This window comes from Metabacillus fastidiosus NBRC 101226 (assembly GCF_001591625.1).
In the GTDB taxonomy this organism is placed as follows: domain Bacteria; phylum Bacillota; class Bacilli; order Bacillales; family Bacillaceae; genus Metabacillus; species Metabacillus fastidiosus.
The window spans coordinates 1-25797 of the sequence record NZ_BCVG01000011.1; the positions used below are offsets into that span (position 1 = coordinate 1).

At 36.6% G+C, this 25797-nt stretch carries 21 protein-coding genes and 1 other annotated feature (1 of these 22 only partly in view); of the genes, 1 reads left to right on the forward strand and 20 read right to left on the reverse strand.

Annotated elements, in window-relative coordinates:
• The 7 genes from spoVID to hemA form a co-directional block, all read right to left on the reverse strand.
• On the reverse strand, window positions 1-514 hold a 514-nt coding region (spoVID, locus tag BFA01S_RS04835; protein WP_082799857.1), incomplete at its 3' end, for a stage VI sporulation protein D.
• A gap of 215 nt (window positions 515-729) precedes the next feature.
• Complete coding sequence (gene hemL / locus BFA01S_RS04840; protein ID WP_066226454.1) at window positions 730-2016, reverse strand: glutamate-1-semialdehyde 2,1-aminomutase; 1287 nt, start codon at window positions 2014-2016, stop codon at window positions 730-732.
• 16 nt (window positions 2017-2032) lie between these two features.
• Window positions 2033-3010, reverse strand: a complete 978-nt coding sequence (gene hemB / locus BFA01S_RS04845; RefSeq protein ID WP_066226456.1) for a porphobilinogen synthase — start codon at window positions 3008-3010, stop codon at window positions 2033-2035.
• On the reverse strand, window positions 3010-3795 hold the full coding sequence (locus BFA01S_RS04850; protein ID WP_066226458.1) for a uroporphyrinogen-III synthase: 786 nt from the start codon (window positions 3793-3795) through the stop codon (window positions 3010-3012). Before BFA01S_RS04850 ends, hemB begins: the two co-directional genes overlap by 1 nt.
• Complete coding sequence (hemC, locus tag BFA01S_RS04855; protein ID WP_066226460.1) at window positions 3795-4727, reverse strand: hydroxymethylbilane synthase; 933 nt, start codon at window positions 4725-4727, stop codon at window positions 3795-3797. The genes BFA01S_RS04850 and hemC overlap by 1 nt, the downstream gene beginning before the upstream one ends.
• Window positions 4728-4748: 21 nt before the next feature.
• A complete protein-coding gene (locus BFA01S_RS04860) occupies window positions 4749-5576 on the reverse strand; it encodes a cytochrome C assembly family protein (RefSeq protein WP_066226462.1) in 828 nt (275 codons plus the stop codon).
• Between the two features lie 15 nt (window positions 5577-5591).
• Window positions 5592-6932 (reverse strand): glutamyl-tRNA reductase, encoded by a 1341-nt coding sequence (hemA, locus tag BFA01S_RS04865; protein ID WP_066226464.1) that lies wholly within the window; start codon window positions 6930-6932, stop codon window positions 5592-5594.
• 291 nt (window positions 6933-7223) lie between these two features.
• On the opposite strand from hemA, the gene BFA01S_RS04870 reads away from it, so the two are divergent.
• A complete protein-coding gene (locus tag BFA01S_RS04870; protein WP_066226465.1) occupies window positions 7224-7745 on the forward strand; it encodes a LiaI-LiaF-like domain-containing protein in 522 nt (173 codons plus the stop codon).
• A gap of 69 nt (window positions 7746-7814) precedes the next feature.
• On the opposite strand, the gene yihA is transcribed toward BFA01S_RS04870, so the two are convergent.
• From yihA to ilvB, 13 genes are all read right to left on the reverse strand, one after another.
• The gene (gene yihA / locus BFA01S_RS04875) at window positions 7815-8399 is read right to left on the reverse strand and encodes a ribosome biogenesis GTP-binding protein YihA/YsxC (protein WP_066226467.1); all 585 of its coding nucleotides are present in this window, start codon (window positions 8397-8399) and stop codon (window positions 7815-7817) included.
• Window positions 8399-10720: an endopeptidase La gene (gene lon / locus BFA01S_RS04880; RefSeq protein WP_066226468.1), complete on the reverse strand. Its 2322-nt coding sequence runs from the start codon at window positions 10718-10720 to the stop codon at window positions 8399-8401. Before lon ends, yihA begins: the two co-directional genes overlap by 1 nt.
• Before the next feature lie 409 nt (window positions 10721-11129).
• On the reverse strand, window positions 11130-12803 hold the full coding sequence (gene lonB, locus BFA01S_RS04885; protein WP_066226469.1) for an ATP-dependent protease LonB: 1674 nt from the start codon (window positions 12801-12803) through the stop codon (window positions 11130-11132).
• Window positions 12804-13119: 316 nt separating this feature from the next.
• The gene (gene clpX, locus BFA01S_RS04890; protein ID WP_066226471.1) at window positions 13120-14385 is read right to left on the reverse strand and encodes an ATP-dependent protease ATP-binding subunit ClpX; all 1266 of its coding nucleotides are present in this window, start codon (window positions 14383-14385) and stop codon (window positions 13120-13122) included.
• 381 nt (window positions 14386-14766) lie between these two features.
• The gene (gene tig, locus BFA01S_RS04895) at window positions 14767-16056 is read right to left on the reverse strand and encodes a trigger factor (protein ID WP_066226473.1); all 1290 of its coding nucleotides are present in this window, start codon (window positions 16054-16056) and stop codon (window positions 14767-14769) included.
• 332 nt (window positions 16057-16388) lie between these two features.
• Window positions 16389-17384, reverse strand: a complete 996-nt coding sequence (locus BFA01S_RS04900; protein WP_156483538.1) for a tetratricopeptide repeat protein — start codon at window positions 17382-17384, stop codon at window positions 16389-16391.
• A 94-nt stretch (window positions 17385-17478) separates the two neighbouring features.
• Window positions 17479-18075, reverse strand: coding sequence for a 3-isopropylmalate dehydratase small subunit (leuD, locus tag BFA01S_RS04905; RefSeq protein WP_066226478.1), 597 nt, complete (start codon window positions 18073-18075; stop codon window positions 17479-17481).
• A 15-nt stretch (window positions 18076-18090) separates the two neighbouring features.
• Window positions 18091-19515, reverse strand: a complete 1425-nt coding sequence (gene leuC / locus BFA01S_RS04910) for a 3-isopropylmalate dehydratase large subunit (protein WP_066226479.1) — start codon at window positions 19513-19515, stop codon at window positions 18091-18093.
• A gap of 126 nt (window positions 19516-19641) precedes the next feature.
• Complete coding sequence (gene leuB, locus BFA01S_RS04915) at window positions 19642-20733, reverse strand: 3-isopropylmalate dehydrogenase (RefSeq protein ID WP_066226480.1); 1092 nt, start codon at window positions 20731-20733, stop codon at window positions 19642-19644.
• A 35-nt stretch (window positions 20734-20768) separates the two neighbouring features.
• Complete coding sequence (locus tag BFA01S_RS04920; protein WP_066226575.1) at window positions 20769-22298, reverse strand: 2-isopropylmalate synthase; 1530 nt, start codon at window positions 22296-22298, stop codon at window positions 20769-20771.
• Complete coding sequence (gene ilvC / locus BFA01S_RS04925) at window positions 22285-23310, reverse strand: ketol-acid reductoisomerase (protein ID WP_066226481.1); 1026 nt, start codon at window positions 23308-23310, stop codon at window positions 22285-22287. The genes BFA01S_RS04920 and ilvC overlap by 14 nt, the downstream gene beginning before the upstream one ends.
• A gap of 90 nt (window positions 23311-23400) precedes the next feature.
• Entirely contained in the window at window positions 23401-23916 is a 516-nt protein-coding gene (ilvN, locus tag BFA01S_RS04930) for an acetolactate synthase small subunit (protein WP_066226486.1), read from the reverse strand.
• Window positions 23913-25634: an acetolactate synthase large subunit gene (gene ilvB / locus BFA01S_RS04935; protein WP_066226488.1), complete on the reverse strand. Its 1722-nt coding sequence runs from the start codon at window positions 25632-25634 to the stop codon at window positions 23913-23915. The genes ilvN and ilvB overlap by 4 nt, the downstream gene beginning before the upstream one ends.
• Before the next feature lie 110 nt (window positions 25635-25744).
• Window positions 25745-25797: a binding site (T-box leader), on the reverse strand; it runs 202 nt beyond the window's last position.

Sequence of the window (25797 nt, forward strand, 5' to 3'; positions counted from 1 at the left end):
CCTGATCATGCTCTTCTATGATAAATTCTGCTTTTTCTTCAACATCCTCTTCAATAGAGAATACTTCTCTCTTTGACACTGATTCTTCTTGAATAATTCCGCTAATTGCTAAATCAGCAACTAATTTTAAACACTTCACTTCCGGTAAATCATAATCAAACGATTCAATTGTAACAAAGACTTCATTCAAATTCCGGATTTTTTCTCTCGGAACTGTGATATCGACTGGAAAACGATGACTTAATAAACTTACTCCATCTTCTGTCGTTATAATTTCATTGACATAACGCATATTTCCATATTCAAAGAAATTAACTTCTTCTTCCGCTTGCTCATCTATTTTGTACTCACCCATGAGCAGTAATGCACCTCTTATTGAAACATATTGATCATGCTCATGAATGGAGATGTCAGGATCTAAGGAGATTGATAAAAGCTCAGACACTTCCTGTCCCTTTTGAAACCAAACTGATTCTTCAATTGAAAACCGTAATTGCTGCTCTTCCTGTGGCAAAATAATTCCTCCTTTCAAATCGCCTCAAAAATACGATGACAATACAGATTTATGTGAAAATGGAGGAATTATGATTATAATCTGTTCTTTATTTGTTATTGCTCTATATATTCACAACTTTGCCTTGCTTATTCTCAACTTTTCACCACATAAAAAGATTGCGACAAAATTCAACCATCTTACCAAACAAAAAAACGAGGCAAAATCGCCTCGTCTTATTTTAATCTCGAAAAAGCTTTTCTCGCTGCTTCGATCGTATATTCAATATCTTCATCTGTATGTGCTGTTGAAAGGAATAAACCTTCAAATTGTGATGGCGGTAAAAATACACCTTCATTCGCCATTTCACGGAAATATGCCGCAAAATAATCTAAGTTAGATTTTTTCGCTTTTTCATAGTTAATAACATCTTCATTTGTGAAGAAGAAACCGACCATTGAGCCTGCACGATTAAGTGTATGCGGAATATCGAATTCTTTCGCTGCTGCAGATAATCCTTCTTCTAAACGATCTGCTTTTCGATTAAATTCTTTATATGTTTCTGGTGTTAATAATTTTAATGTTTCTAATCCAGCTGTCATTGCAAGCGGGTTACCTGATAATGTACCTGCTTGATAAATTGGACCACTCGGAGCAATTTGCTGCATAATTTCTGCACGGCCGCCGTATGCACCGACTGGAAGTCCACCGCCGATTACTTTTCCTAGACAAGTAATATCAGGTGTAACACCGAAATATCCTTGTGCACAGTTGTAATCAACACGGAAGCCTGTCATTACTTCATCAAATATTAATAATGCACCGTACTCTTTTGTGATTTCTCTTAATCCTTCTAAAAATCCTGGCTGTGGTGGAACAACACCCATATTTCCAGCAACAGGCTCCACGATCAAGCCAGCGATATCTTCTCCGAATTGTTCGAAAGCATATTTTACACTTTCAAGATCATTATAAGGAATAGTGATCGTATTTTTTGCAATACCTTCCGGAACACCAGGACTGTCAGGCAAACCTAATGTTGCCACACCAGAGCCTGCTTTAATTAATAATGAATCGCCATGTCCATGATAACAGCCTTCAAATTTAATTATTTTATTGCGTCCAGTATAACCGCGCGCAAGACGCAACGCACTCATCGTTGCCTCTGTACCAGAGCTTACCATACGCACAACTTCAATCGAAGGAACACGCTCAATAACAAGGTTTGCGAGTTCATTTTCAATCAATGTTGGTGCACCAAAGCTCGTTCCGGATTCGACTACTTTCTTAATCGCTTCAACGACAGAGTCTTTTGAATGACCGTGAATAAGAGGTCCCCATGAAAGAACGTAGTCAATATATTGGTTGCCGTCAATATCATATATTTTTGATCCTTTGCCGCGTTCCATAAAAATTGGATTCATTCCAACCGATTTAAAAGCACGAACAGGACTGTTAACCCCACCTGGCATTAGTTTAATTGCTTCTTCAAATGCTGCTTTTGATTTTTCATAGCTTCTCATTTGCTTTTTTCCTCCCTTAATCTTCTTTCAGCCAGCGAGCGACATCTTTTGCATGATATGTAAGGATTAAATCAACACCCGCACGCTTCATTCCAATTAAAGTTTCCATGACAATCGCTTTTTCGTCAACCCATCCGTTCTGTGCAGCTGCCTTAATCATTGAATATTCCCCGCTCACATTATAAGCAACAATCGGTACATTGAAATTATTTTTCACATCACGAATAATATCTAAATAAGCGAGCGCCGGCTTTACAATTAAGAAGTCCGCACCTTCTTCTAAATCAGATTGTGCTTCCCTTAATGCTTCTTCACGGTTTGCAGGATCCATTTGATATGTTTTACGATCACCGAACTGCGGAGAGCTATGTGCTGCATCGCGGAAAGGACCATAATAAGCACTTGCATATTTAACAGCATAAGACATGATTGGTACATCGATAAATCCCGCTTCATCAAGCCCATGGCGAATAGCTGAAACAAACCCATCCATCATATTAGACGGTGCAATAATATCCGCCCCTGCCTTTGCCTGGCTTACAGCAGTACGTGCAAGAAGTTCAAGTGACTCATCATTTAATACTTGTCCATTCTCCACAACTCCGCAATGTCCATGATTTGTATATTGGCAAAGACATGTATCTGCGATAACGACTAATTCGGGAAAAGATTCTTTGATTTGTGAAATAGTACGCTGTGTAATACCTGTATCACAGTATGCTTGTGATCCTTTTTCATCTTTTTCGTTTGGCACACCAAAAACGATGACTGATTTAATTCCGAGTCTGACGACCTCTTCCATTTCCTTATGAACATTGTCTAAAGAAAGTTGATAAACTCCCGGCATAGAAGCAATTTCTTCTTTTTTATTTTCCCCTTCTACAACAAAAAAAGGATAGATTAAATCTTCTGCATGAAGATATGTTTCCCGGACTAATGCTCTCATACTTGCATTCGTACGCAATCTGCGATGACGATTAAAATAATTTCCCATTACATATTCCTCCCGTTATTACATATGCTTTCCATAAGCTCAACCATTTTATCAGTCGTATACTCTAAGGGCATGAAACCATTTAATCCATATTCTTTTAACGCATTATTCGTAATCGGTCCAATGCTTACAATTGTCAGCTTTTCAAGATACTCTTTATATTTCTCTTTATCAATTATTTTCATAAAGCTGTGAACAGTTGAGGGACTTGTAAATGTAATAAAATCCAGCTTATTTTCTTCTAATAACTTTTTCAATATCGTTTCTTCTTCATCATTATGAATTGTATTATAAACGACCAGATCTGTCACAGTAAATTCCTCAGCTTTTAAATGCTCAATTAATACTGGTCTTGCCAAATTTCCTCGGACAATGAGAATACTTGATTTTTTCTTCAGTTTATTAGCAATTTCATCCGCCAGTTCTTCAGCAATAAATTCAGTCGGCATAATCTGAACGGAAACGCCCAGACTTTCGATTTCTTTCCTTGTTTTAATACCCACTGCTGCAATAACGAATGAATTCAGTGAATGAAAGGGAATATTATGAAGATCTAAGTACTGCTTAAAAAAAATAACACCATTCACACTTGTAAATACAATGCTATCAAAAGTTTGAAGCTTTTTCATGACAGATTCATCATTATGATTAGCCTCAATTTTTAAAAGAGGGGTAATGACCGGCACTCCCCCATTTTCTTCTATTCTTCTTGCAAACTTTAAGCTTTGCTCTTTCGCTCTCGTAATAAGCACACGCTTGCCTAGCAATGGACGTTTTCCATCCATTATTTATCAAGCTCCTCTTTTACTCTGTCAATCAGCTCTTTTGCACCTTGACCTGTCAACACTTTAGCAGCTTCTTTACCGACAGTAATTGGATCTTTACCTGTCTGCATTTCCTTATAAATTTCATCTCCATCAGGAGAAGCGATAAGTGCTGTTAATGTTACCTCTTTATTATCATTCACAGTTGCAAAGCCCGCAATCGGCACTTGGCAGCCGCCTTCCATCTCATGTAAAAATGCACGTTCTGCTGTCACAGCTAAATGTGTTGCTTCATCAGTAAACTTTGCTAATAAATCAAGCACTTCTTTATCATCTTCCCGGCATTCAATACTAAGAGCACCTTGACCAACAGCCGGCAGACAAATATCAGGATCTAAAAACTCAGAGACAATTTCCTTATTCCAGCCAATTCTTGATAAACCTGCAGCAGCTAAAATAATGGCATCGTATTCTTCGTCTTGAAGTTTTTTAAGTCTTGTATCAATATTTCCACGTATCCACTTTATTTCAACATTTGGTCTTCTTCTTAATATTTGAGCACTTCTGCGGAGACTGCTCGTACCGATGATTGCTCCTTCTGGCAGTTCATCTAATGTTTTATTATCCTTTGAAATGAGCACATCACGATGATCCTCACGATGAGGGATACAACCGATTGTAAGACCCTCTGGCAAAACAGCCGGCATATCTTTCATACTGTGCACAGCCATGTCGATTTCACCATCAAGCATCGCCTGTTCAATCTCTTTTACGAATAAGCCTTTCCCACCAACTTTTGACAGAGTTACATCAATAATCTGGTCACCTTTCGTTACAATTTCCTTCACTTCAAATTCAAAAGGAAGACCGAATTCTTTCAATCTATCGATAACCCAATTTGTTTGTGTTAATGCAAGCTTGCTTCGTCTCGATCCAACTACTATTTTTCTCATAAAAAATCCTCCTACAGCGGCTTAATAGTTCCAATAATGAAAATTCGATAAACTTCCGAATAAGAAAAAGTTAATAAGTACGACTAAAAATGAAATTATATTCCAATAAGCTACTGCCTTTCCCTGCAGCTCCCTTACAAGGCGATTATATAAATAAAAGCTGTACGTGGAGAGCACAATGAAAGAACCAATCACTTTCGCATCATACCACCCAAAATTAGGAATTTTAATATAAGCCCAAATAATTCCTAAAATCAAACTTAATAATAACATTGGTACACCCATTACATTTAATACGTAAGACATATGTTCAAGCTTTGATAAATCCTCCAGCCGCCGCAATCTTTTCCCCCATTTTTTCTTTTTTAACAGATTATACTGCAGCATATATAAAAGAGAAAAAACGAACGATAAAGAGAATGCTCCATAAGATAAAATCGCCATCGTTATATGGATAAACAGCAATTCTGAAACGAGCTGGCCGGAAACAGCTACCGATTCATGCTGAGAAGGTGCAAATGTATGCAAAGCCATCATAATAAAACCAAGAACATTCGTAAAAAACATAATAAATTCAGCTTTAATAAATTTATTCAGGGCAAGTGATAATGTAACTAATACCCATGTATAGAAATAAAGCCCCTCAAACATATTCAAAACGGGAAATCTTTCTATTTCATACATTCGATTAAATAAAAAAAATGTTTGAAAAACCCAAACAATAGAAAGTAACCAGAAGGCAGCCTTGCTTACCTTCCGGTTATGAATTAAAAAATCTATAAAATATAAAAGGACACATAATGCATATATAATGATCGTTGCTTCATTTAACCTTGTCATATCGATCATAAGAAAGTCACTCACTTACGATTGAAGTGAAACTTGGTGTCTAATAACTTGCTCGTTGGTGTCTCTTTGTCCACCGATCGGTTCCTCAACAACCTCTTCAATATTAAATATTTTTTGGAATAGATCTAGCATCTGCTCAGCATTTGGTTCAGCAGCCAACTCTTTTACTTTCACAATCGGATCACGAAGCATTTGATTAATAATACTCTTCGTATGCTTATTCAACACTTTCTTTTCACGTTCTGTTAAATTCGGCATCTTTCTTTCAATACTTTGCATCGTTTCTGCCTGAATCGCTAATGCCTTTTCACGAAGGGCAGAGATAACTGGGACAACCCCTAATGTGTTAATCCATTGTTTAAACTCAACCATCTCGGCTTCAATTAAAAGATGAATCTGTTCTGCAGCAGCTTCTCTTTCTTTTAAATTCGCTTCCACGATTCCTTGAAGATCATCTATATCATATAAAAAGACATTATCAAGCTCTGCCAATTTAGGATCAAGATCACGAGGTACAGCAATATCAACCATAAATAATGGTCTTCCTTTTCTCATCTTCTCTACGTATGTCATTAATTCTTTCGTAATGACGAAACCGTTTGCACCAGTTGAGCTAATAACGATATCGGCCTCAAGAAGTGCGCATTGCAGCTCATTCATTCCTTTTGCCTGTCCATCAAAACGCTGTGCTAAAACCTCTGCTTTCTCAACTGTACGGTTGAGAACAGTTACTTTATCGACACCGCTTCCATGCAAGTTTTTTACTGCCAACTCGCCCATTTTCCCGGCACCTAAAATAAGTACATGCTTCGTCTTTAAATCACCGAAAATCTTCTTTCCTAACTCAACAGCTGCATAGCTTACAGAAACAGCATTTGCACCAATTTCTGTTTCCGCATGTGCTCTTTTTGCCAGCGTAATTGCTTGTTTAAAAAGTTGATTAAAAACTGTTCCGATCGTCTCTTCTTCCTGTGCTAGCAAAAAGCTTGTGCGTACTTGTCCGAGAATTTGCGTCTCACCTAAAATCATTGAATCCAGACCACAGGCAACTTTAAAAAGATGATCAATTGCGCCATCTGTCTCGTATATGTTTAAATATGGAGTAATATCATCTTTATCAAAACCGAACCAATTAGCTAAAAAAGCTTTTACATAGTAACGGCCAGTATGCAACTGATCAACAACAGCATAAATTTCAGTCCGGTTACAGGTTGAGACAATAATATTCTCTAAAACACTTTTCTGTTTTTTTAACTGTTTCATCGCTTGTCCTAATTCATTAGGTTGAAAAGTAAGCTTTTCACGAATTTCAACAGGGGCAGTCTTATAATTTAAACTGACTACAAGAATATGCATTTTCCTTTTACACTCCCAAATGAAAATTCTCTACTAATAAGTATACCATGTTCAAATTTTTTCTTTATTGTTAAATTTGAACAGTATATGAAAATCTATGGTATGATACAATCAAAATGGCTACATTTCGTCATATTTAGCTAAATTATACACACTCGTTCTTTATAAAGAAAATACATCCTATTTATTTTCTTTATAAAGTACACCTTTAATATGTTTTCTCTATTAAGTACAATAACAAAAAAAACTATATCAATCAAGTTACTAAGTTTATATGCATGGGGTGATATTATGAAGAAAATCGGTTTATTTCCTGCTGTTCTTTTATTAATGTTTGGAATTTATTTCTTATTCCAAAAAACAAATGCTCAAATTTTTGATGGGTTATTTAGTTGGCAAATGTCTCTTATTGTTATCGGATTATCCTTTCTCATTAGCGGGCATATGGAGAGGGATCATTCGACAATATTACCTGGAACTATTTTAATTGGTCTTGGTGTTCATTTGATTTATGCTCCAAAAGTCTCAACTTGGCCGAGCCATTCGACAATGTTCTTATGTATTATAGCAGTTGGTCTGTTACTTACATCTGTCAGCACTAAAACCGGATATATCCAAAGTGTCATTGTCTTTTTATTTGCTCTATTTATCCATTATTATGATGATCTTATGCAATCTTTAAACAGCAAACAGCAAATGGTGCAAATGATTAATACGGTGGAACCTTTAGTAGTACCCCTAGTGCAGCCGGCAATATTGATTTTAGCCAGCGGGGCTATCGTATTATATATGAAGAAAAATAAAAGTTCATAGCTTCCACTTTATACGATCAAAGCCCAGAATTTTATCTTTATTCTGGGCTTAAAATCTCTACTATTATCATTATGACATAAAATGTTGAATAATATTCCAAGCTTCTTCCTTACCTTGACCTGTTTCAGATGAAAAGAGAATAAGATGATCCTCTTTCTCCATATTTAACGTTTCTTTTACCACTTTCAAATGTTTCGGCCATTTCCCTTTCGGTATTTTATCGGCCTTTGTTGCAATAACAATTGTCGGAAGGTCATAATGCTTTAAAAAATCGTACATCGTGACATCATCTTTTGTAGGCGGATGACGGACATCTATTAACAGGATAACCGCTCTTAACTGCTCCCGGTTTTTTAAATATGTTTCAATCATTTTTCCCCATGCTTCACGCTCTGTTTTCGATACTTTCGCAAAGCCATAACCCGGGACATCAACAAAATGTAATATTTCATTAATAATATAAAAATTCAATGTTTGTGTTTTACCAGGCTTTGATGATGTTCTCGCTAAATTTTTACGATTTATCATTTTATTAATAAATGATGATTTACCGACATTTGACCGGCCTGCAAGAGCAATCTCCGGCAAATCCACATCAGGATATTGAGCTGGTCTAACCGCACTTATTACAATATCAGAACTAGTTACTTTCATTATTTCTCCTCTACTAACGCATGATTAAGTACTTCATCTAAATGAGAGACGAGCACGAAAGTAAGTTCATTGCGAACACTTTCCGGAATATCGTCTAAGTCTTTCTCATTTTCGATTGGGACAAGTACTTTCTTTAAGCCTGCTCGATGGGCACTGAGCGATTTCTCTTTTAAGCCACCAATTGGCAGCACTCTGCCTCTCAATGTAATTTCCCCTGTCATTCCTACTTCTTTGCGAACCGCACGCCCTGTTAAAGCGGAAATTAGCGCTGTTGCCATTGTTATTCCAGCAGAAGGTCCGTCTTTTGGCACTGCTCCCTCAGGAACATGGATATGGATATCATTTTTCTCGTAAAAGTCAGGATCAATTTGCAGTTGATCTGCTCTTGAACGAATATAGCTAAATGCTGCCTGTGCAGACTCTTTCATTACATCGCCCAGTTTACCAGTTAAAATAAGCTTTCCTTTTCCTGGTGTCACAGATACTTCAATCGATAATGTATCACCGCCGACTGTCGTATAAGCAAGACCTGTTGCCACACCGATTTGGTCTTCTAATTCTGCTTCTCCGTATCTGAACTGATGCTTTCCTAAAAAGTCAACGATATTTTTATTTGTAATCGTTACTTTTTTACGTTCTTGTTTCACTATTAATTTTGCCGATTTTCTGCAAAGTGTGGCAAGCTGTCTTTCTAAACTTCGGACACCAGCTTCACGAGTATAATAACGTATTAATGACTGAATTGCATCTTCCTTCACTAATAATTGGGATTTCTTTAAACCATGGTCATTCATTTGCTTTGGCAGCAGATGATCTTTTGCAATATGAATTTTTTCAAGCTCTGTATAACCAGAAATCGTAATAATTTCCATCCTGTCTCGCAGTGGTCCAGGAATAGATGCAAGATTATTAGCTGTTGCTATAAACATTACTTTTGATAAATCATACGTTTCTTCGATATAGTGATCACTGAAATTGTGATTTTGTTCCGGATCTAGTACTTCAAGCATTGCTGACGATGGATCCCCTCTGAAATCGCTGGACATTTTATCAATTTCATCTAATAAAAAGACCGGATTGATCGTTCCCGCTTTTTTCATCCCTTGGATAATTCTCCCTGGCATTGCTCCGATATATGTTCGGCGATGTCCGCGAATTTCTGATTCATCTCTCACACCACCGAGGGAAACACGGACAAAGTTTCGATTTAAAGACTTTGCAATAGAACGAGCTAATGACGTTTTTCCTACCCCCGGAGGACCTGCTAAGCAAAGAATAGGACCTTTTAATGAGTTAGTTAACTGCTGAACAGCCAAATATTCAAGCACACGCTCTTTTACTTTCTCAAGTCCATAATGTTCTTCATCTAAAACTTTCTCAGCAATATTAACATCTAAACGGTCTTCAGTAGCATTTGACCATGGGAGGGAAAGCAGCCATTCAATATAGTTGCGGATAACTCCACTCTCAGCAGAGCTTGAAGGTATCTTCTCATAACGATCTAGTTCTTTAAGAGCTGTTGTTTTTACGTGTTCCGGCATTCCTGCTTTTTCCACTTTTTCAGTAAGAGCGGCTACTTCACCAGTCTTTCCTTCTTTATCTCCGAGCTCCTTTTGGATCGCCTTCATTTGTTCACGCAAATAATATTCTTTTTGCGTTCTTTCCATAGAGCGTTTGACGTTCTGACTAATTTTCTTTTCTAGCTGCAGAACTTCCTTTTCATTATGAATAATGGATAAAATACGATTAATTCTTTCCTTTACATCAACTGTTTCTAATATCCCTTGCTTCTCTGGGAGCTTTAACGGCAAATGGGAAGCGATAATATCTGCCATTCTTCCTGGCTCTGTAATATCTGAAACTGTTGCATATGTTTCTCCAGATATTTTTTTTGATAGTTTTATGTATTGTTCAAAATAGTCTAACATCGTTCTCATTAGAGCTTCTTCTTCCGCTGTTTTCTCTAACGGCTCTTTAAAAGTAGTAATTTCAACAGCGTAATAATCTTCTTTCTCAACAAATGATTGAATTTCAGCACGTTCCAAACCTTCAACCAACACACGGATCGTTCCATTAGGCAATTTAAGCATTTGCTTAATTTTTGTTAATGTACCTATTGAATAAATATCTTCTATCGTAGGTTCATCTATGGATACTTCTTTTTGCGTCGTTAAAAAGATTGTATGATCATCCATCATTGCTTTTTCCAATGCCTGAATAGATTTGTCTCTGCCTACATCAAGATGCAGTACCATCGTTGGATAGACTAACAACCCTCGCAAAGGTAGGAGTGGGACGATAATTGTCTCTCCGTTCGCCATGCTAAAAACACCTCCGGACAGTAATATAAAGTATAACTTCTATAAATAGTTTTGTCTCATCTCTCACTTACAGTCAGTTCAACCAACGAACCCTTTACTCATCAGTAAATCTTACTGACTGTTAAGAAGCGGATAAAGTTCTTGTACAATTTTATCCTATTGTAATACAAGTGTCTATTTGGAACAACATGTATATCCATTCATTCCTTATGTAGTATACCCGTTCTTTAGATTCTTGACTAAAATTTTTACATTAAAAGAGTGAAATCTTTAGAAAAAGTGGTTTTCAAAAATGAATGAAATACAATAGATTTTCTCTCCTAGTATAATTGTCCATAAAAAAAGCCTGATACGTAAAACGAGATAAATAAAGCTCTCCCGCTCTTACGGTCAGACTATTTCGAATGAATTATACTGATTCCTGCTTTACTGTATGAGAAGTAGAAATAATAGAATTTACTTGTTCCCTTGGCGGATTAACTAATGCAATATCAAGTACTTCCTGAAGATGTTGTACCGGTATAATTTCGATACCTTCAATTTCATTTAAAATAGATTGCATATTTTCTTTTGGAACGATTACCCTTTTTACACCGGCATTTTTTGCAGCTTTAATTTTTGGGATGACCCCGCCAATTGGCTTAACGAAACCATGAATGCTGATTTCCCCTGTCATTGCAACTGTGTTATCAATAGGTATGCGGTGAATAGCAGAGAAAATACCAGTCGCCATTGCAATTCCTGCTGACGGTCCATCAATTGGAATACCTCCTGGGAAGTTAACATGGATATCATAATCAGCAGCTTGAATTCCCATTGATCTTAGTACTGTAATTACGTTTTCAATAGAGCCTTTTGCCATACTTTTGCGTCGGATAGATTTACCTCGATCACCGATACTTTCTTCTTCTACAATTCCAGTAATGTTAATGCTTCCTTTATCCTTTTCTGCACTAATAACCATTACTTCAATTTCTAATAATGATCCAGTGTTCGGACCATACACTGCTAATCCGTTAACTAATCCGACTTTCGCCTTTTTGTTAATTTTTTTATCATGTCTCGGTGTTAACTGACTGGAATGAATAACCCACTCAAGATCTTGAACAGTAATTGCATTTCGATCCTCTGAAATGGCCATACCAGCAGCAATTTGCATCATATTCACTACTTCTCTTCCGCTATGAGTATATGTAGTTAACGTATCAATCCCTTTTTCGCATACTTCCATATTCACTTTTTTAGCAGCACCCTTTGCCACGATGGCAAGTTCCTCACGTTCGAGATCACGAAAGAATACTTCTAAACATCGTGACCTTATTGCTGGCGGTATTTCGCTAGGCGTTCTTGTCGTCGCACCGATTAAACGAAAATCAGCTGGCAATCCTTTTTGGAAAATATCATGTATATGATTTGGAATTTGATTATTTTCTTCACTATAATAAGCACTTTCTAAAAATACTTTTCTATCTTCCAATACCTTTAATAACTTATTCATTTGAATTGGATGCAATTCACCAATTTCATCAATAAACAGTACTCCTCCATGAGCGTGGGAAACAGCTCCTTGTTTAGGCTGCGGTATTCCTGCCTGCCCCATTGCTCCTGCCCCTTGATAAATTGGATCATGGACAGAACCTATTAATGGGTCAGCAATCCCTCGTTCATCAAATCTTGCTGTCGTTGCATCTAATTCAACGAACACAGCATCTTCTTTAAACGGCGATTTTTCATTTTTTTTCGCTTCTTCTAATACGAGCCTTGCTGCAGCTGTTTTCCCAACACCCGGCGGACCATAAATAATAACATGCTGAGGATTCGGTCCACATAAAGCGGCTTTTAATGAGCGGATCCCATCCTGTTGTCCAACAATATCTTTGAAGCTTTTCGGACGAACTTTCTCCGCAAGAGGCTCTGTTAATTTAATAGCCCTCATTTTTCTAAGCTGTTCCATCTCTTTTTTTGATTCACGGTCAATCGATACTTTCTGTGTCCTCTGACCTTTTAATAAATTCAAAAAATACATTCCGATAATAATCCCGAAAAACAGTTGTATAAACAACGCAATACTCGTCCAACTCATTGAAAGTCCCTCCTGCAAAGAAGTCTAATTACCGCTACACTGTATGTATAATCTTATTCGAAACTTTCATCAATGAAGGGCCCATTTCTTCATTGATAACTAATTGAATCTAATAAATTTCTCATAAGCAAGCCTAATAATCTTCCTCTTATAGGCAATTTATAGCTATTATTTCCGAGCATGGAGAGGATTAAACGTTTTTGCAAGGTAAAAAATAAGAAAAATTTAACATAAAGAAGTATTACACTAAACCGGTTATTAAATATGTGCACAGCAAAAAACCTGTATGAAAAAATAAATCATACAGGTTCTTTCATTATGCAGATGTTTTTGTATCTTTTTCTACAACTGTGCCGTCTTTTAACACAAGTTTCGGCGGCGTTTTTTCTGTAACAGTTTCTGCCGTGATAATACATTTCGCTATATCTTCACGTGAAGGTAAGTCATACATCATCTCTAACATAATTCCTTCAATGATAGAACGTAAACCACGTGCTCCTGTTTTTCGTTCAATCGCTTTTTTAGCGATTTCCACTAGTGCATCATCTTCAAATTCAAGCTCAACACCGTCTAAGTCAAGCATCTTTTGATATTGTTTTACTAGCGCATTTTTCGGTTTCGTTAAAATCTCAACTAGAGCATCTTCATCTAAAGGCTCTAAGCTTGCAATAACAGGTAAACGTCCGATAAATTCAGGAATTAAACCAAATTTAAGTAAATCCTCTGGCAATACTCTTGCAAGAAGTGCTTTTTTATCTAAATCTTCCTTCTTATTATCTGAACCGAAACCAATTACTTTTTTACCTAAGCGGCGTTTAATAATTTGTTCGATGCCATCAAATGCACCACCACAGATAAATAAGATATTTGTTGTGTCAATTTGGATAAATTCTTGATGCGGGTGCTTACGTCCACCTTGTGGAGGAACGCTTGCAACAGTTCCTTCTAATATTTTAAGAAGTGCCTGCTGTACACCTTCACCAGATACATCACGAGTAATAGAAGGATTTTCAGATTTACGTGCTACTTTATCAATTTCATCAATATAAATAATTCCTTTTTCTGCTTTTTCCACATCATAATCAGCAGCTTGAATTAATTTTAAAAGAATGTTCTCCACATCTTCTCCAACATATCCAGCCTCTGTAAGTGATGTTGCATCAGCAATGGCAAATGGAACATTTAAAATACGTGCTAAAGTTTGTGCAAGTAATGTTTTTCCGCTTCCTGTTGGACCAATCATAGCAATATTACTTTTTGAAAGCTCCACATCATCAATTTTACTATTTGAATTAATACGTTTATAATGATTGTAAACAGCTACAGCTAATGATTTTTTTGCTTTTTCTTGACCAATGACATATTCATCAAGAATATCATCGATTTCCTTAGGCTTCGGTACATCTTTAAACTCTACTTCTTCCTCAGTACCTAATTCTTCTTCCACGATTTCAGTACATAATTCAATACATTCATCACATATATATACACCTGGACCCGCAACTAACTTGCGAACCTGATCTTGAGTTTTACCGCAAAATGAACATTTTAATTGTCCTTTTTCGTCGTTAAATTTAAACATTCTTTCACCCCTTATATCTTTATCTACAATCATAATAAACTTGACCGCTTCTTATGCATACATTAAAACAAGTAATAAAAGTATGTATTTTGCATTTTACCATAACTATGTTGGTAAGAGGTAATAAAACACTCTAGAAATAAAAAACTTTGTCTACTATAGTAAAAAATTGAATATATGTTGTAAAGTGTAGTAATACCGATGATATGTATGAATATTGAACTTGTCTTTATCTTACCCAAATGAACGTTAAAAATAGCATTTATTTAATGGAAAGATTCATAAATACAAGATGGGGAAGATATTTGCAACATAGTAAATGGATATTATTTTGTATAAAACAAGGCACGATCTAATCGCGCCTTGTTTCTTTATACTATATTATGCAACATCTTTGCTGTTCTCTACAAGAAATTCAATTGCTTTGCGAATTTTTATTTCTTCTTTAATATTATCAGCAGCTCCGCCAAGTGCTTGACGTACATTTTCTACTGGCATATTGTATGCTTCAGCAATTTTATTAATTTCCTCTTCTACTTCTTCATCAGAAGCATCGATGTTTTCAGCTTTAACAATCGCTTCAAGTACTAAGTTATATTTAACACGTACAGCAGCATCTTCTTTCATTTGGTCTCTTAATGCAGCTTCATCTTGACCAGTGAATTGTGCATATAATTCTACGCTCATTCCTTGTGCTGTAAGACGTTGTTCAAATTCTTGGTACATACGGTCAACTTCAGAGTCAACCATTGCTTGTGGAATATCAACTTCTACAGTTTCAGCAGCTTTTGCTACTAGCTCATCACGTCGTTTAATTCCTGCTTCTCTTGTCTTAGCTTCTTCTAAACGTGCTTTTGTTTTTGCTTTTAATTCATCAAGTGTTTCCACTGCTTCATCTACATCTTTTGCAAATTCATCATCTAAAGCAGGTAATTGTTTACCTTTGATTTCATGAACTTTTACTTTGAATACAGCTGGCTTACCTGCAAGGTTTTCAGCATGGTATTCTTCTGGGAATGTTACTTCTACATTCTTCTCAGCACCAGTTTCTACTCCTACTAACTGCTCTTCAAAACCAGGGATGAATGTTCCAGAACCGATTTCAATTGAGTAGTTCTCAGCTGTACCGCCTTCAAATACTTCACCGTCAACAGATCCTTCAAAGTCGATAACAACTGTGTCACCATTTTCGATTGCTCCGCTTTCTTTTACAACTAATTCAGCGTTGCGCTCTTGAAGTGTTTTTAATTCATTTTCAACATCTTCATCTGTAACAGTTGTATCCATTTTCTCAACTGCTAATCCTTTATATTCACCTAATTTGATTTCAGGTTTAACTGTTACTTTTGCTTTAAAAATAACACTTTTTCCTTTTTCGATTTGCTCTACATCGATTTCCGGACGATCAACTGGATCGATACCAGCTTCGTCAACTGCTTTTGGATATGCTGTTGGAAGAATAATATCTAAAGCATCTTCATAAAGAGCTTCTACTCCAAAACGTTGTTCAAACATACCGCGTGGAATTTTACCTTTACGGAAACCAGGAATTGATACTTGTTTTGAAACCTTTTTGAACGCTTCATCAAGCGCTGTATTAAAATCTTCTGCAGGAACTTCAATTGTTAAAACTCCTTCGTTCCCTTCAAGCTTTTCCCATTTTACTGACATATTTATTCCCTCCAAAAATCTATAAATATTGTGCGAATCAGTGATAGGTACAACGCGAGGATGTCTTGTCCCATTGTTAACAAGCAAAAGACGAGTTATACCTGTTTATGTAGGTTTCTATAAAAACCAACTGTTAACGATAGTAAAGAATTTGCATCATAGATAAAGGCCTTATTCCATATGTGAAAAGCGCCTTTTTAACATATGACAAAAGACACTTACACTACATATGTAATTTTACATTTTTTGAAATTTTTGACCTTATATACAATTAATCACGATTTTGCAACCATTATATTATAACATAGATAATGATGCTTTCAACATATAGCCTATATTTGCATATAAGAAATTTCTTCTAAATGATAAATGTTCACACATAAATGCTCTATTTGTTCTAAAGACACTCCGTACATTGCTTCCATCTCTTCTCTTTCTAATGTAATACCATGCATTTCATATCCTACTAAATGAAGAGCTGCAGCCCAAAGCTTTTCTTCAGCAGGCTCTGGTGTAAATGGAAAGAGTACATATAAATGACGAAGCCATAATTCTTTAACAGTTTCAAATAATACAGGATTTTCATTCCCTAATGTATCATCCAAAATATTAATCACTTTTTTTGTGAACGCGAGCTCATTCGGATCAAAGAGAGCACTCGGTTTAACGTCCAGCGTCTTTCCAAACTTATGAACAGTTACTTCCTTTTCAATCTCGCTGTCCATTAATAATTGCAAGGCAAGTGTTTTAATAACCGGATTCGTATTAGGATCTTCTAATATCATTTTTAATTGTTGGATATATTTTATAACATTTTGATTTTTTAATGATTGAATGAATAGCATTTGATCATGTTCACTTCCAAAATCAATATTGCTTTCCACCGTATCATCTAAATCTACTTCACCAGTTTCATTCATTTTGCGGCTGAATTCCAGTAGCTTATAAAATTGCTCGGCATTTTGTGCAGGCAATTGATTCTCTTCAAGAACAGCTTCAATTGTCTCTTGCACCTCTTTATATTGATGAAGCTGGATAAGAATCGTTAAATAGACTTGTAATACAGTAAAATAATCACCTGTATCTTCTAAGAGCATTTTTTTACAAGTTTTCTTCGCTTCTTCTAATTGTCCGAGCTCCATTAAACAAAGAGCAATTCCAAATTGAATTTCTGCTTCATTTTCTCTATCTATTTCCTGTGCCTCTATAAATAGTTCCAATGCTTCTTGAAAGTTTTTCTCTTTTAATGCTGCCATTCCTTTATCAATTAATCTTTTCTTTAAATTAGGAAAAGGAATAACTTTAGAGCTTTTTTTTTCTTTCATAATATTTAAACCAACTCCAGCATGCAGACATTTGGTTTTTAGTTTACCAAATTAAACAGTGAGAAAACAAGATCGATATTTTTAAAAAAAGAGCTACTTATAAAAACGTAGCTCTTCTGTTCACTTCAAAATCTTCAATTTTATCGGCATGTGCTAAAGTTAAATCAATTTCGTCTTTACCGTATAAAAGCATGTCTTTCCAATATGGATCAACATCAAAAGAAACGGCAAATCCTTCATTATCACGAAGCTTCTGTTCTGCAAGATCAACTGTTAATTTGTATCCATCAGTTTTTGTCTTCTCAATAATTGTATCTAAGATCGTGCTCTCTAATGAAATTGGTAAAAGACCATTTTTTAAACAGTTTTGATGGAAAATATCAGCATAAGATGGTGCTAAAATCACTTTAAAACCCATATCTGATAATGCCCATGGTGCATGTTCACGAGATGAACCACAACCAAAGTTTTCACCAGCAAGTAAAATTGTAGCTCCTTTAGCTTCTTCTTTATTTAATTCAAATTCCGGGTTTTCTGTCCCGTCATCAAAATATCTCCAGTCAAAAAATGCAAAGCGGCCGTAGCCTGTTTTTTCGATTCTTTTTAAGAACTGCTTTGGGATAATTTGGTCAGTATCAACGTCTTTACGATTTAATACTCCAACTGTCCCAGTAAGGGTAGTAAATGGTTCCATCGTGCAACCTCCTGCTTAAGAGTAGATTTCTTGTTTCTCAAGTTTTCTGACGTCTACAAATTTTCCATAAAGTGCAGCAGCAGCAGCCATTGGCGGACTAACTAAATGCGTTCTTGCACCTTTCCCTTGTCTTCCTTCGAAGTTACGGTTTGAAGTAGAAGCACAGCGCTCTCCTTCAGGAACATAGTCATCATTCATACTTAAACACATACTGCATCCAGATTCTCTCCACTCAAATCCAGCATCAAGGAAAATCTTATCTAAGCCTTCTTCTTCTGCTTTTCTTTTAATAGAATAAGAACCAGGAACGATAATCGCTCTAACATTTGGATCAACCTTATTTCCTTTTACGATTTCAGCAGCTTGGCGTAAGTCTGTTAATCTTGAATTTGTACATGAACCGATGAATACATGATCAATTTTAATATCTTTGATCGGAGTATTTTCTTCTAATCCCATGTAAGCATATGCACGTTTAATTTCATTCTTTTCTTCTTCAGTTTCATAGTTTTCTAGAGATGGAGTTTTATCATTAATTCCAACTGACATTCCAGGATGTGTACCCCATGTTACTGTTGGTTCAATGTCCTCTCCTACAAGCGTTAATACTTTGTCGTATTCACAGCCTTCATCAGATCTTAGTGATCTCCAGTATTCAACTGCTCTATCAAACTCTTCGCCTTCAGGTGCGAATTTACGGCCTTTAATATATTCAAAAGTTATTTCATCCGGTGCGATTAATCCAGCTCTTGCCCCAGCTTCAATTGACATATTACAAATTGTTAAACGCTCATCCATTGATAAACCTTGAATCGCTTCACCAGTAAATTCAATAATATGACCTGTACCGAAGCGAACTCCGTATTTACCGATGATTGCTAAAATAACATCTTTTGCTGCAACACCGTTTTGAAGCTTTCCACTTACATGCACATTTAATGTTTTAGGACGTGGGCGCCATAATGTTTGTGTAGCAAGAACATGTTCTACCTCACTTGTACCAATACCGAATGCAATTGCACCAAATGCACCATGTGTTGAAGTATGACTATCACCACATACGATCGTTTTACCAGGAAGTGTAAGACCTAATTCAGGACCAATTACGTGTACAATCCCTTGATCTTCACTCTCTAAATCTGCAAGCTCCACTCCGAAAGCTGCACAGTTTTTTGCTAGAGTACTAACTTGCTGTTTTGCGATTTCATCTCTAATAACAAAACGGTCCTTGCTTAGAGTCGGAACATTGTGGTCCATCGTTGCAAATGTTCTATCAGGTCTTTTTACTTTTCTGCCTTTTTCACGTAAGCCTTCAAAAGCCTGAGGTGATGTTACTTCATGAACTAAATGTAAATCGATATAAAGGAGATCCGGTTTTCCGTCTTCTTGGAGTACGACATGTTCATCCCATATTTTTTCAATTATTGTACGAGGCTTCATTGTTTGTTCTCCCTTCTCTAGATGGAAAACGAGCGCTCTTCGAATGTACTCAAAAAGCGCTGTATCCTTCTAGCTCTAATAAAAATTGATAGTAATCTTTAATTAAATGAATAACGAAATAAGTTCTTATTTAGAAACAGTTTGGCTTTTTGCGATGATTGCTTTAATTTCTTCAGCCAATTGTTCTGTTGAAATAGACGGGCCGCCTTTAGCTAAATCGGCAGTTCGTTTACCTGATTGTAACACTTGATTTACTGCATCTTCAAGTACTTTTGCCTCATTTTCTAAATCAAATGAATGGCGAAGCATCATAGCAGCTGATAAAATCATAGCTGTTGGATTAGCGATATTCTGTCCAGCAATATCAGGTGCTGAACCGTGTACTGGCTCATATAAATGAAGACCAGTTGATGAAAGACTAGCTGATGGAAGCATGCCTAATGACCCAGTAATCATAGAAGCTTCATCACTTAAAATATCACCGAACATATTTTCAGTAACGATTACATCGAAACGTTTCGGAGCATTGATTAATTGCATTGCAGCATTGTCAACAAGCATATGCTCTAAAGTAACATCAGGATAGTCTTTTGCTACTTCTTCAGCAATTTCTCTCCATAAGCGGCTTGTTTCTAGAACATTTGCCTTATCAACAGATGTAACATGCTTTCTGCGCTTTGAAGCCATTTCGAATGCTGATACGATAATTCTCTTTATTTCACTTCTTTTATAAATAAGAGTATCAACCGCACCTTCTTCACCGTCTTTTGTAATTCTTTCACTAGGCTCACCGAAGTAAAGCCCGCCAGTTAATTCACGTACGACGATGAAGTCGACTCCATCAATATATTCTCTTTTTAAAGCTGATTCATCTAATAAGCTTTGGAAAGTAATAATTGGACGTAAATTAGCATATAAATCTAATTGTTTACGTATTCCTAATAATCCTTTTTCCGGGCGAAGAGCTGGGGGATTACTATCCCATTTCGGTCCGCCAACTGCCCCTAATAGAACAGCATCTGCATTTTTACAAATTTCCACTGTTTCATCAGGCAGCGGTGTTCCCGTTTGATCGATTGCATCTCCACCGATAAGTCCATATTGAAATTGGAATTGATGGTGAAAATGCTCTTCGATTGCTTTTAAAACATCAACAGTTACTTTTAAAACTTCTTTTCCAATCCCGTCTCCCGGTAATAATGCAATCGTCTTTTCCATTTTTCTTCCCCCTACGATCTTCTAAAAACGTTATATTATATTGCTCCAAGTTTTTCAGGAACAATTGTGCAGCGGTTTACAGCATTGATATAAGCTTTAGCAGATGCTTCTAAAACATCTTGTGCTACACCTCTGCCGCTTGCTTCACCGTCACCAATTTTAACCTTCACATAAACTTGTGCAAGTGCATCGCGTCCACTAGTATTGGACTGAATACGATAGTCAGTTAGCTGAATAGTTGTGCCGATACAACGTTCTAGCGTATTATAAATAGCTTCTACGCTTCCAGCTCCTGTTGAAGCTTCTTGGATGATTTCTCCGTCTTTTGTTTTTAATGAAATTGTTGCTGTGGGAATTTGCGCTGTTCCAAATTGAACTTGTAATGATTCTAATTCATAGCCATTATCGTTCGTTGCAACTTTTTCCTCTAACATTAAAGCTTTAAGATCTTCATCCGTAATTTCTTTTTTCGTCTCAGTTAATTCTTTAAATGCTTTAAACATTTTATTTAGTTCTTCATCAGATAATGAATATCCAAGTTCAACTAATCTAGATTTAAATGCATGACGGCCTGAATGTTTTCCTAATACCATTGAATTCGTCGTAACACCGACTAATTCTGGAGAAATAATTTCGTATGTTGTTTTCTCTTTTAGTACTCCGTCCTGGTGAATGCCTGCCTCATGTGCAAAAGCATTTTTACCTACAACAGCTTTATTAGCTGGGACGATCATACCAGTTAAGTTACTTACAAGATCACTAGTACGCTTAATTTCATTTAGTACTAATCCAGTCGTAGCATTGTAATAATCATTTCGAATATGGAGTGCTACCGCAAGCTCTTCAAGTGCAGTATTTCCAGCTCTTTCACCAAGTCCATTGATCGTACCTTCGATTTGGTTTACTCCATTTTCAATTGCTGCTAAAGCGTTCGCAACAGCCATTCCGAGGTCATCATGACAGTGAGAAGATAAAGTAATATTTTCAATCCCTTTAACATTCTGTTGTAAGTACTTGAATATTTCACCGTATTCCTTCGGTGTAATATAACCAACTGTATCTGGGATATTAATTATTTTCGCACCTGCCGCAATAACTTCTTCAACGATCTTGGCTAAAAATGGCAGTTCTGAACGACAAGCATCCTCTGCTGACCATTGAATGACTGGGAAATATTTAGCAGCATATTTTACAGCATTAACAGCTGTTTCAATTACTTGATCAGGTGTTTTATTTAACTTATATTTCATGTGAATTGGTGAAGTTGCCAAAAATACGTGGATTCTTGGCTCTTCACTATATTTTAAAGCTTCCCATGCAGCATCGATATCGCCTTTTACAGATCTTGCAAGACCTGTAATTGAACTATTTTTAACTGTTTTAGCGATTTCTTGTACAGCTAGCAGATCACTATTTGAGGAAGCGGGAAAACCCGCTTCGATAACGTCCATACCTAGTCTTTCTAGTTGCCTTGCAATCTCAAGCTTTTCCTTAACATTTAAGTTAACACCTGGAGATTGCTCGCCATCACGGAGCGTTGTGTCAAATAGACTAATTCTTCGCACCAGCATTCACCGCTTCCTTCTCTTGACGTTTAACAAACGGCATCATAGCACGGAGTTTTTGACCAACTTCTTCAATTAAATGTGCATTTTCATTATTATTGATTGCATTGAATTGTGGACGGTTAGCTTGGTTTTCTAAGATCCAGTCATATGCAAATTTACCTGTTTGAATATCAGTTAATACTGCTTTCATTGATTCTTTAACTCTTGCATCAATTACGCGTGGACCTGAAACGAAGTCACCCCATTGTGCAGTGTCAGAAATTGAATATCTCATGTTAGCTAAACCGCCTTCGTACATTAAGTCGATGATTAATTTAGCTTCATGTAAACATTCGAAATAAGCGATTTCTGGTTGGTATCCAGCTTCAACTAATGTTTCGAAACCAGCTTTTACTAGAGAAGTGATTCCTCCACATAATACTGCTTGCTCACCGAATAAATCTGTTTCAGTTTCTTCTTTAAATGTTGTTTCTAATACACCGCCACGAGTTGAACCGATAGCTTTAGCATATGCTAAAGCTACGTCTTTAGCTGTACCAGTAACATCTTGATGGATAGCAAATAATCCTGGTACACCAGCTCCATCTTCATAAGTTCTTCTTACTAAATGTCCTGGACCTTTTGGTGCTACTAAGAATACATCTACATCAGCTGGAGGAACGATTTGGCTGAAATGTACGTTAAAACCGTGAGCAAATACTAATGCGTTACCAGCTTTTAAACCAGGTTTAATTTCTTCTTGGTAAACTTTTGCTTGCTGCTCGTCTGGAAGTAATACCATTACTAAGTCAGCTTGTTCTACTGCTTCAGCAACTGTGAATACTTGATGACCATCTGCTACAGCTTTATCGAAAGATCCGCCTTTACGAACACCAACGATTACGTCTACTCCGCTTTCTTTTGAGTTTAGAGCGTGAGCATGTCCTTGTGAACCATAACCAATAATTGCTACCTTTTTACCTTGTAATGCGCTTTCGTTTACATCTCCGTTATAATATACCTTTACCATGTATAATCTCTCCCTTTTATTATGAATAAGTATAATTTTATTATAAACCCGAAGCTTAAAGTTATTAAATTAAGCTTCGAGATTCTAATATTAAACTAATGAAACTTTTGCTTGGTTTTGTTGTTTTTGAGTACCTCTTGTAAAAGCGGTAGTCCCAGTTCTTGCGATTTCTTTAATACCATATGGTCTTAGTAAATCAGTTAAAGCTTCAATTTTATCGAACTCTCCAGTTACTTGAATAACTAGACTTTCTTTGCTTACATCAATGATAGAAGCTCTGAATGGCTCGATTAAGCTATATATTTCAAGACGGTTTGCTGGTGTAGCACCAACTTTAATTAGTGCCAGTTCACGGGCTACTATAGACTGATTAGTAATATCCGTCACCTTTAACACGTCAATTTGCTTATTTAACTGCTTCGTTATTTGCTCAACATCTTTTTCATCCTGAGCATTAACAACGAATGTCATTTTAGAAATACCTTCAATTTCAGAATGTCCAACTGTGATGCTTTCAATATTATAGTGGCGCTTCATGAATAAACCAGTAATACGATTCAAAACGCCAGTTTGGTTATTTACTGTTAACGTAATGATGCGTCTCATTTTTTCACACCTACCATCTCTTGCAAACCTTTTCCAGATGCAACCATCGGGAATACATTTTCATCTTGACAAACGACAACTTCAATTAAAGCAGGACCTTCAGCGGCTACAGCTTCTCTTAACTTATCTAAATCATTTTCACCTTCAATGCGAACAGCTTTAATGCCGTATGCTTCAGCTAATTTAATAAAATCAGGCTGTGAAGTGAATTTAGACTCCGAGTAGCGTTCTTCATAGAACATTTCCTGCCATTGTCTTACCATTCCAAGAGCTTTGTTATTTAAAATAACTGTCTTAACATTTAAGTTGTGTTCTTCAACAACTGAGAGCTCTTGTAAAGTCATTTGGAAACCGGCATCTCCTACAACCGACACAACGTTCGCTTTACGATCAGCGAATGCTGCACCAATAGCAGCTGGAAGTCCGAATCCCATCGTTCCAAGTCCACCTGATGTTACCCAGCGATTTGGTTTTTGGAAGTTGTAAAATTGTGCAGCCCACATTTGATGCTGACCAACGTCAGTCGTAACGATCGCATCACCATTTGTCGCCTCATGAATAATTTCCACAATGCGCTGTGGCTTTAATTGCTCTGAGTCATCATTTACATACCATAAAGGATACTCTTTCTTATTACTCTCAAGCTCTTTATGCCATTCAGCAAAATCACCTTTTTTACCGTCTTGCTCAATAAGCTGCTGTAATACTTTTTTAGCGTCCCCTACGATCGGAATTTGCGTAGGAATGTTTTTGCCAATTTCAGCCGGGTCGATGTCGATATGAGCAACGACAGCTTTTTTCGCAAAATGATTTAAATTACCTGTAACACGGTCATCAAATCTTGCACCGATACTGATTAACAGATCACAGTCATATAAAGCCATGTTTGCAGTGTACGTACCGTGCATTCCTGCCATACCTAAGAATAAAGGATGATCAGCAGGGAAATTTCCTAATCCAAGCAGTGTATTAACGATCGGAATCTGCTGTTGTTCTGCGTATTTTAAAAGCTCAGCTGTTGCATCTGAAAACAGGATTCCCGCACCTGCAAGAATAGCTGGTTTCTTCGCACTGCTAACAGCTTCAACAAGCTTTCTAACTTGTAAATAGTTAGGTTCCTGTGTCGGCTGATATCCTGGTAAATCGATATCAAAGTCATATTCAAAAACAGTCTCTGCAATTGATACATCCTTTGGAATATCAACTAATACCGGACCAGGACGACCAGTTGTTGCAATGTGAAAAGCTTCTTTAATAATACGAGTTAAATCTTTTACATCACGTACTTGAATATTATGTTTTGTAATCGGCATTGTAACACCAAGAATATCCGCTTCTTGGAATGCATCCGACCCAATAACCGTTGTAGCAACCTGACCTGTAAAGACGACTAAAGGAAGGGAATCAATCATCGCATCTGCTAATCCAGTAATAATATTTGTTGCCCCTGGACCTGAAGTTGCGATAACAACACCTGGTTTACCTGAAATTCTCGCATAACCTTCTGCAGCATGGATACCGCCTTGTTCATGACGATTTAAAATGTGGAACATTCCAGAATTATAAAGCTTATCATAAATAGGAAGTACTGCTCCACCAGGATAACCGAAGATCGCTTCAACATTTTCGCGTCTTAGTGCTTCAATTAAAATCTCTGCACCTGTCATTGTTCCTGTACATTTGGCTGTTGAGTCATCCAACTGTACTTTTGTACTCATATTGTGCTTCCTCCTTTAATGTAGGTCACTCTAGACCAGTCAGTTCAATTTTAAAATTTATTGCATATAAAAAACCTTCCCACCCCTTACAAGACCCTCTTTCGATAGGTCAAAGGGGCAAAAAGGTTAAAAATCTCTTTTCACGGTACCACCCTTCTTCGTG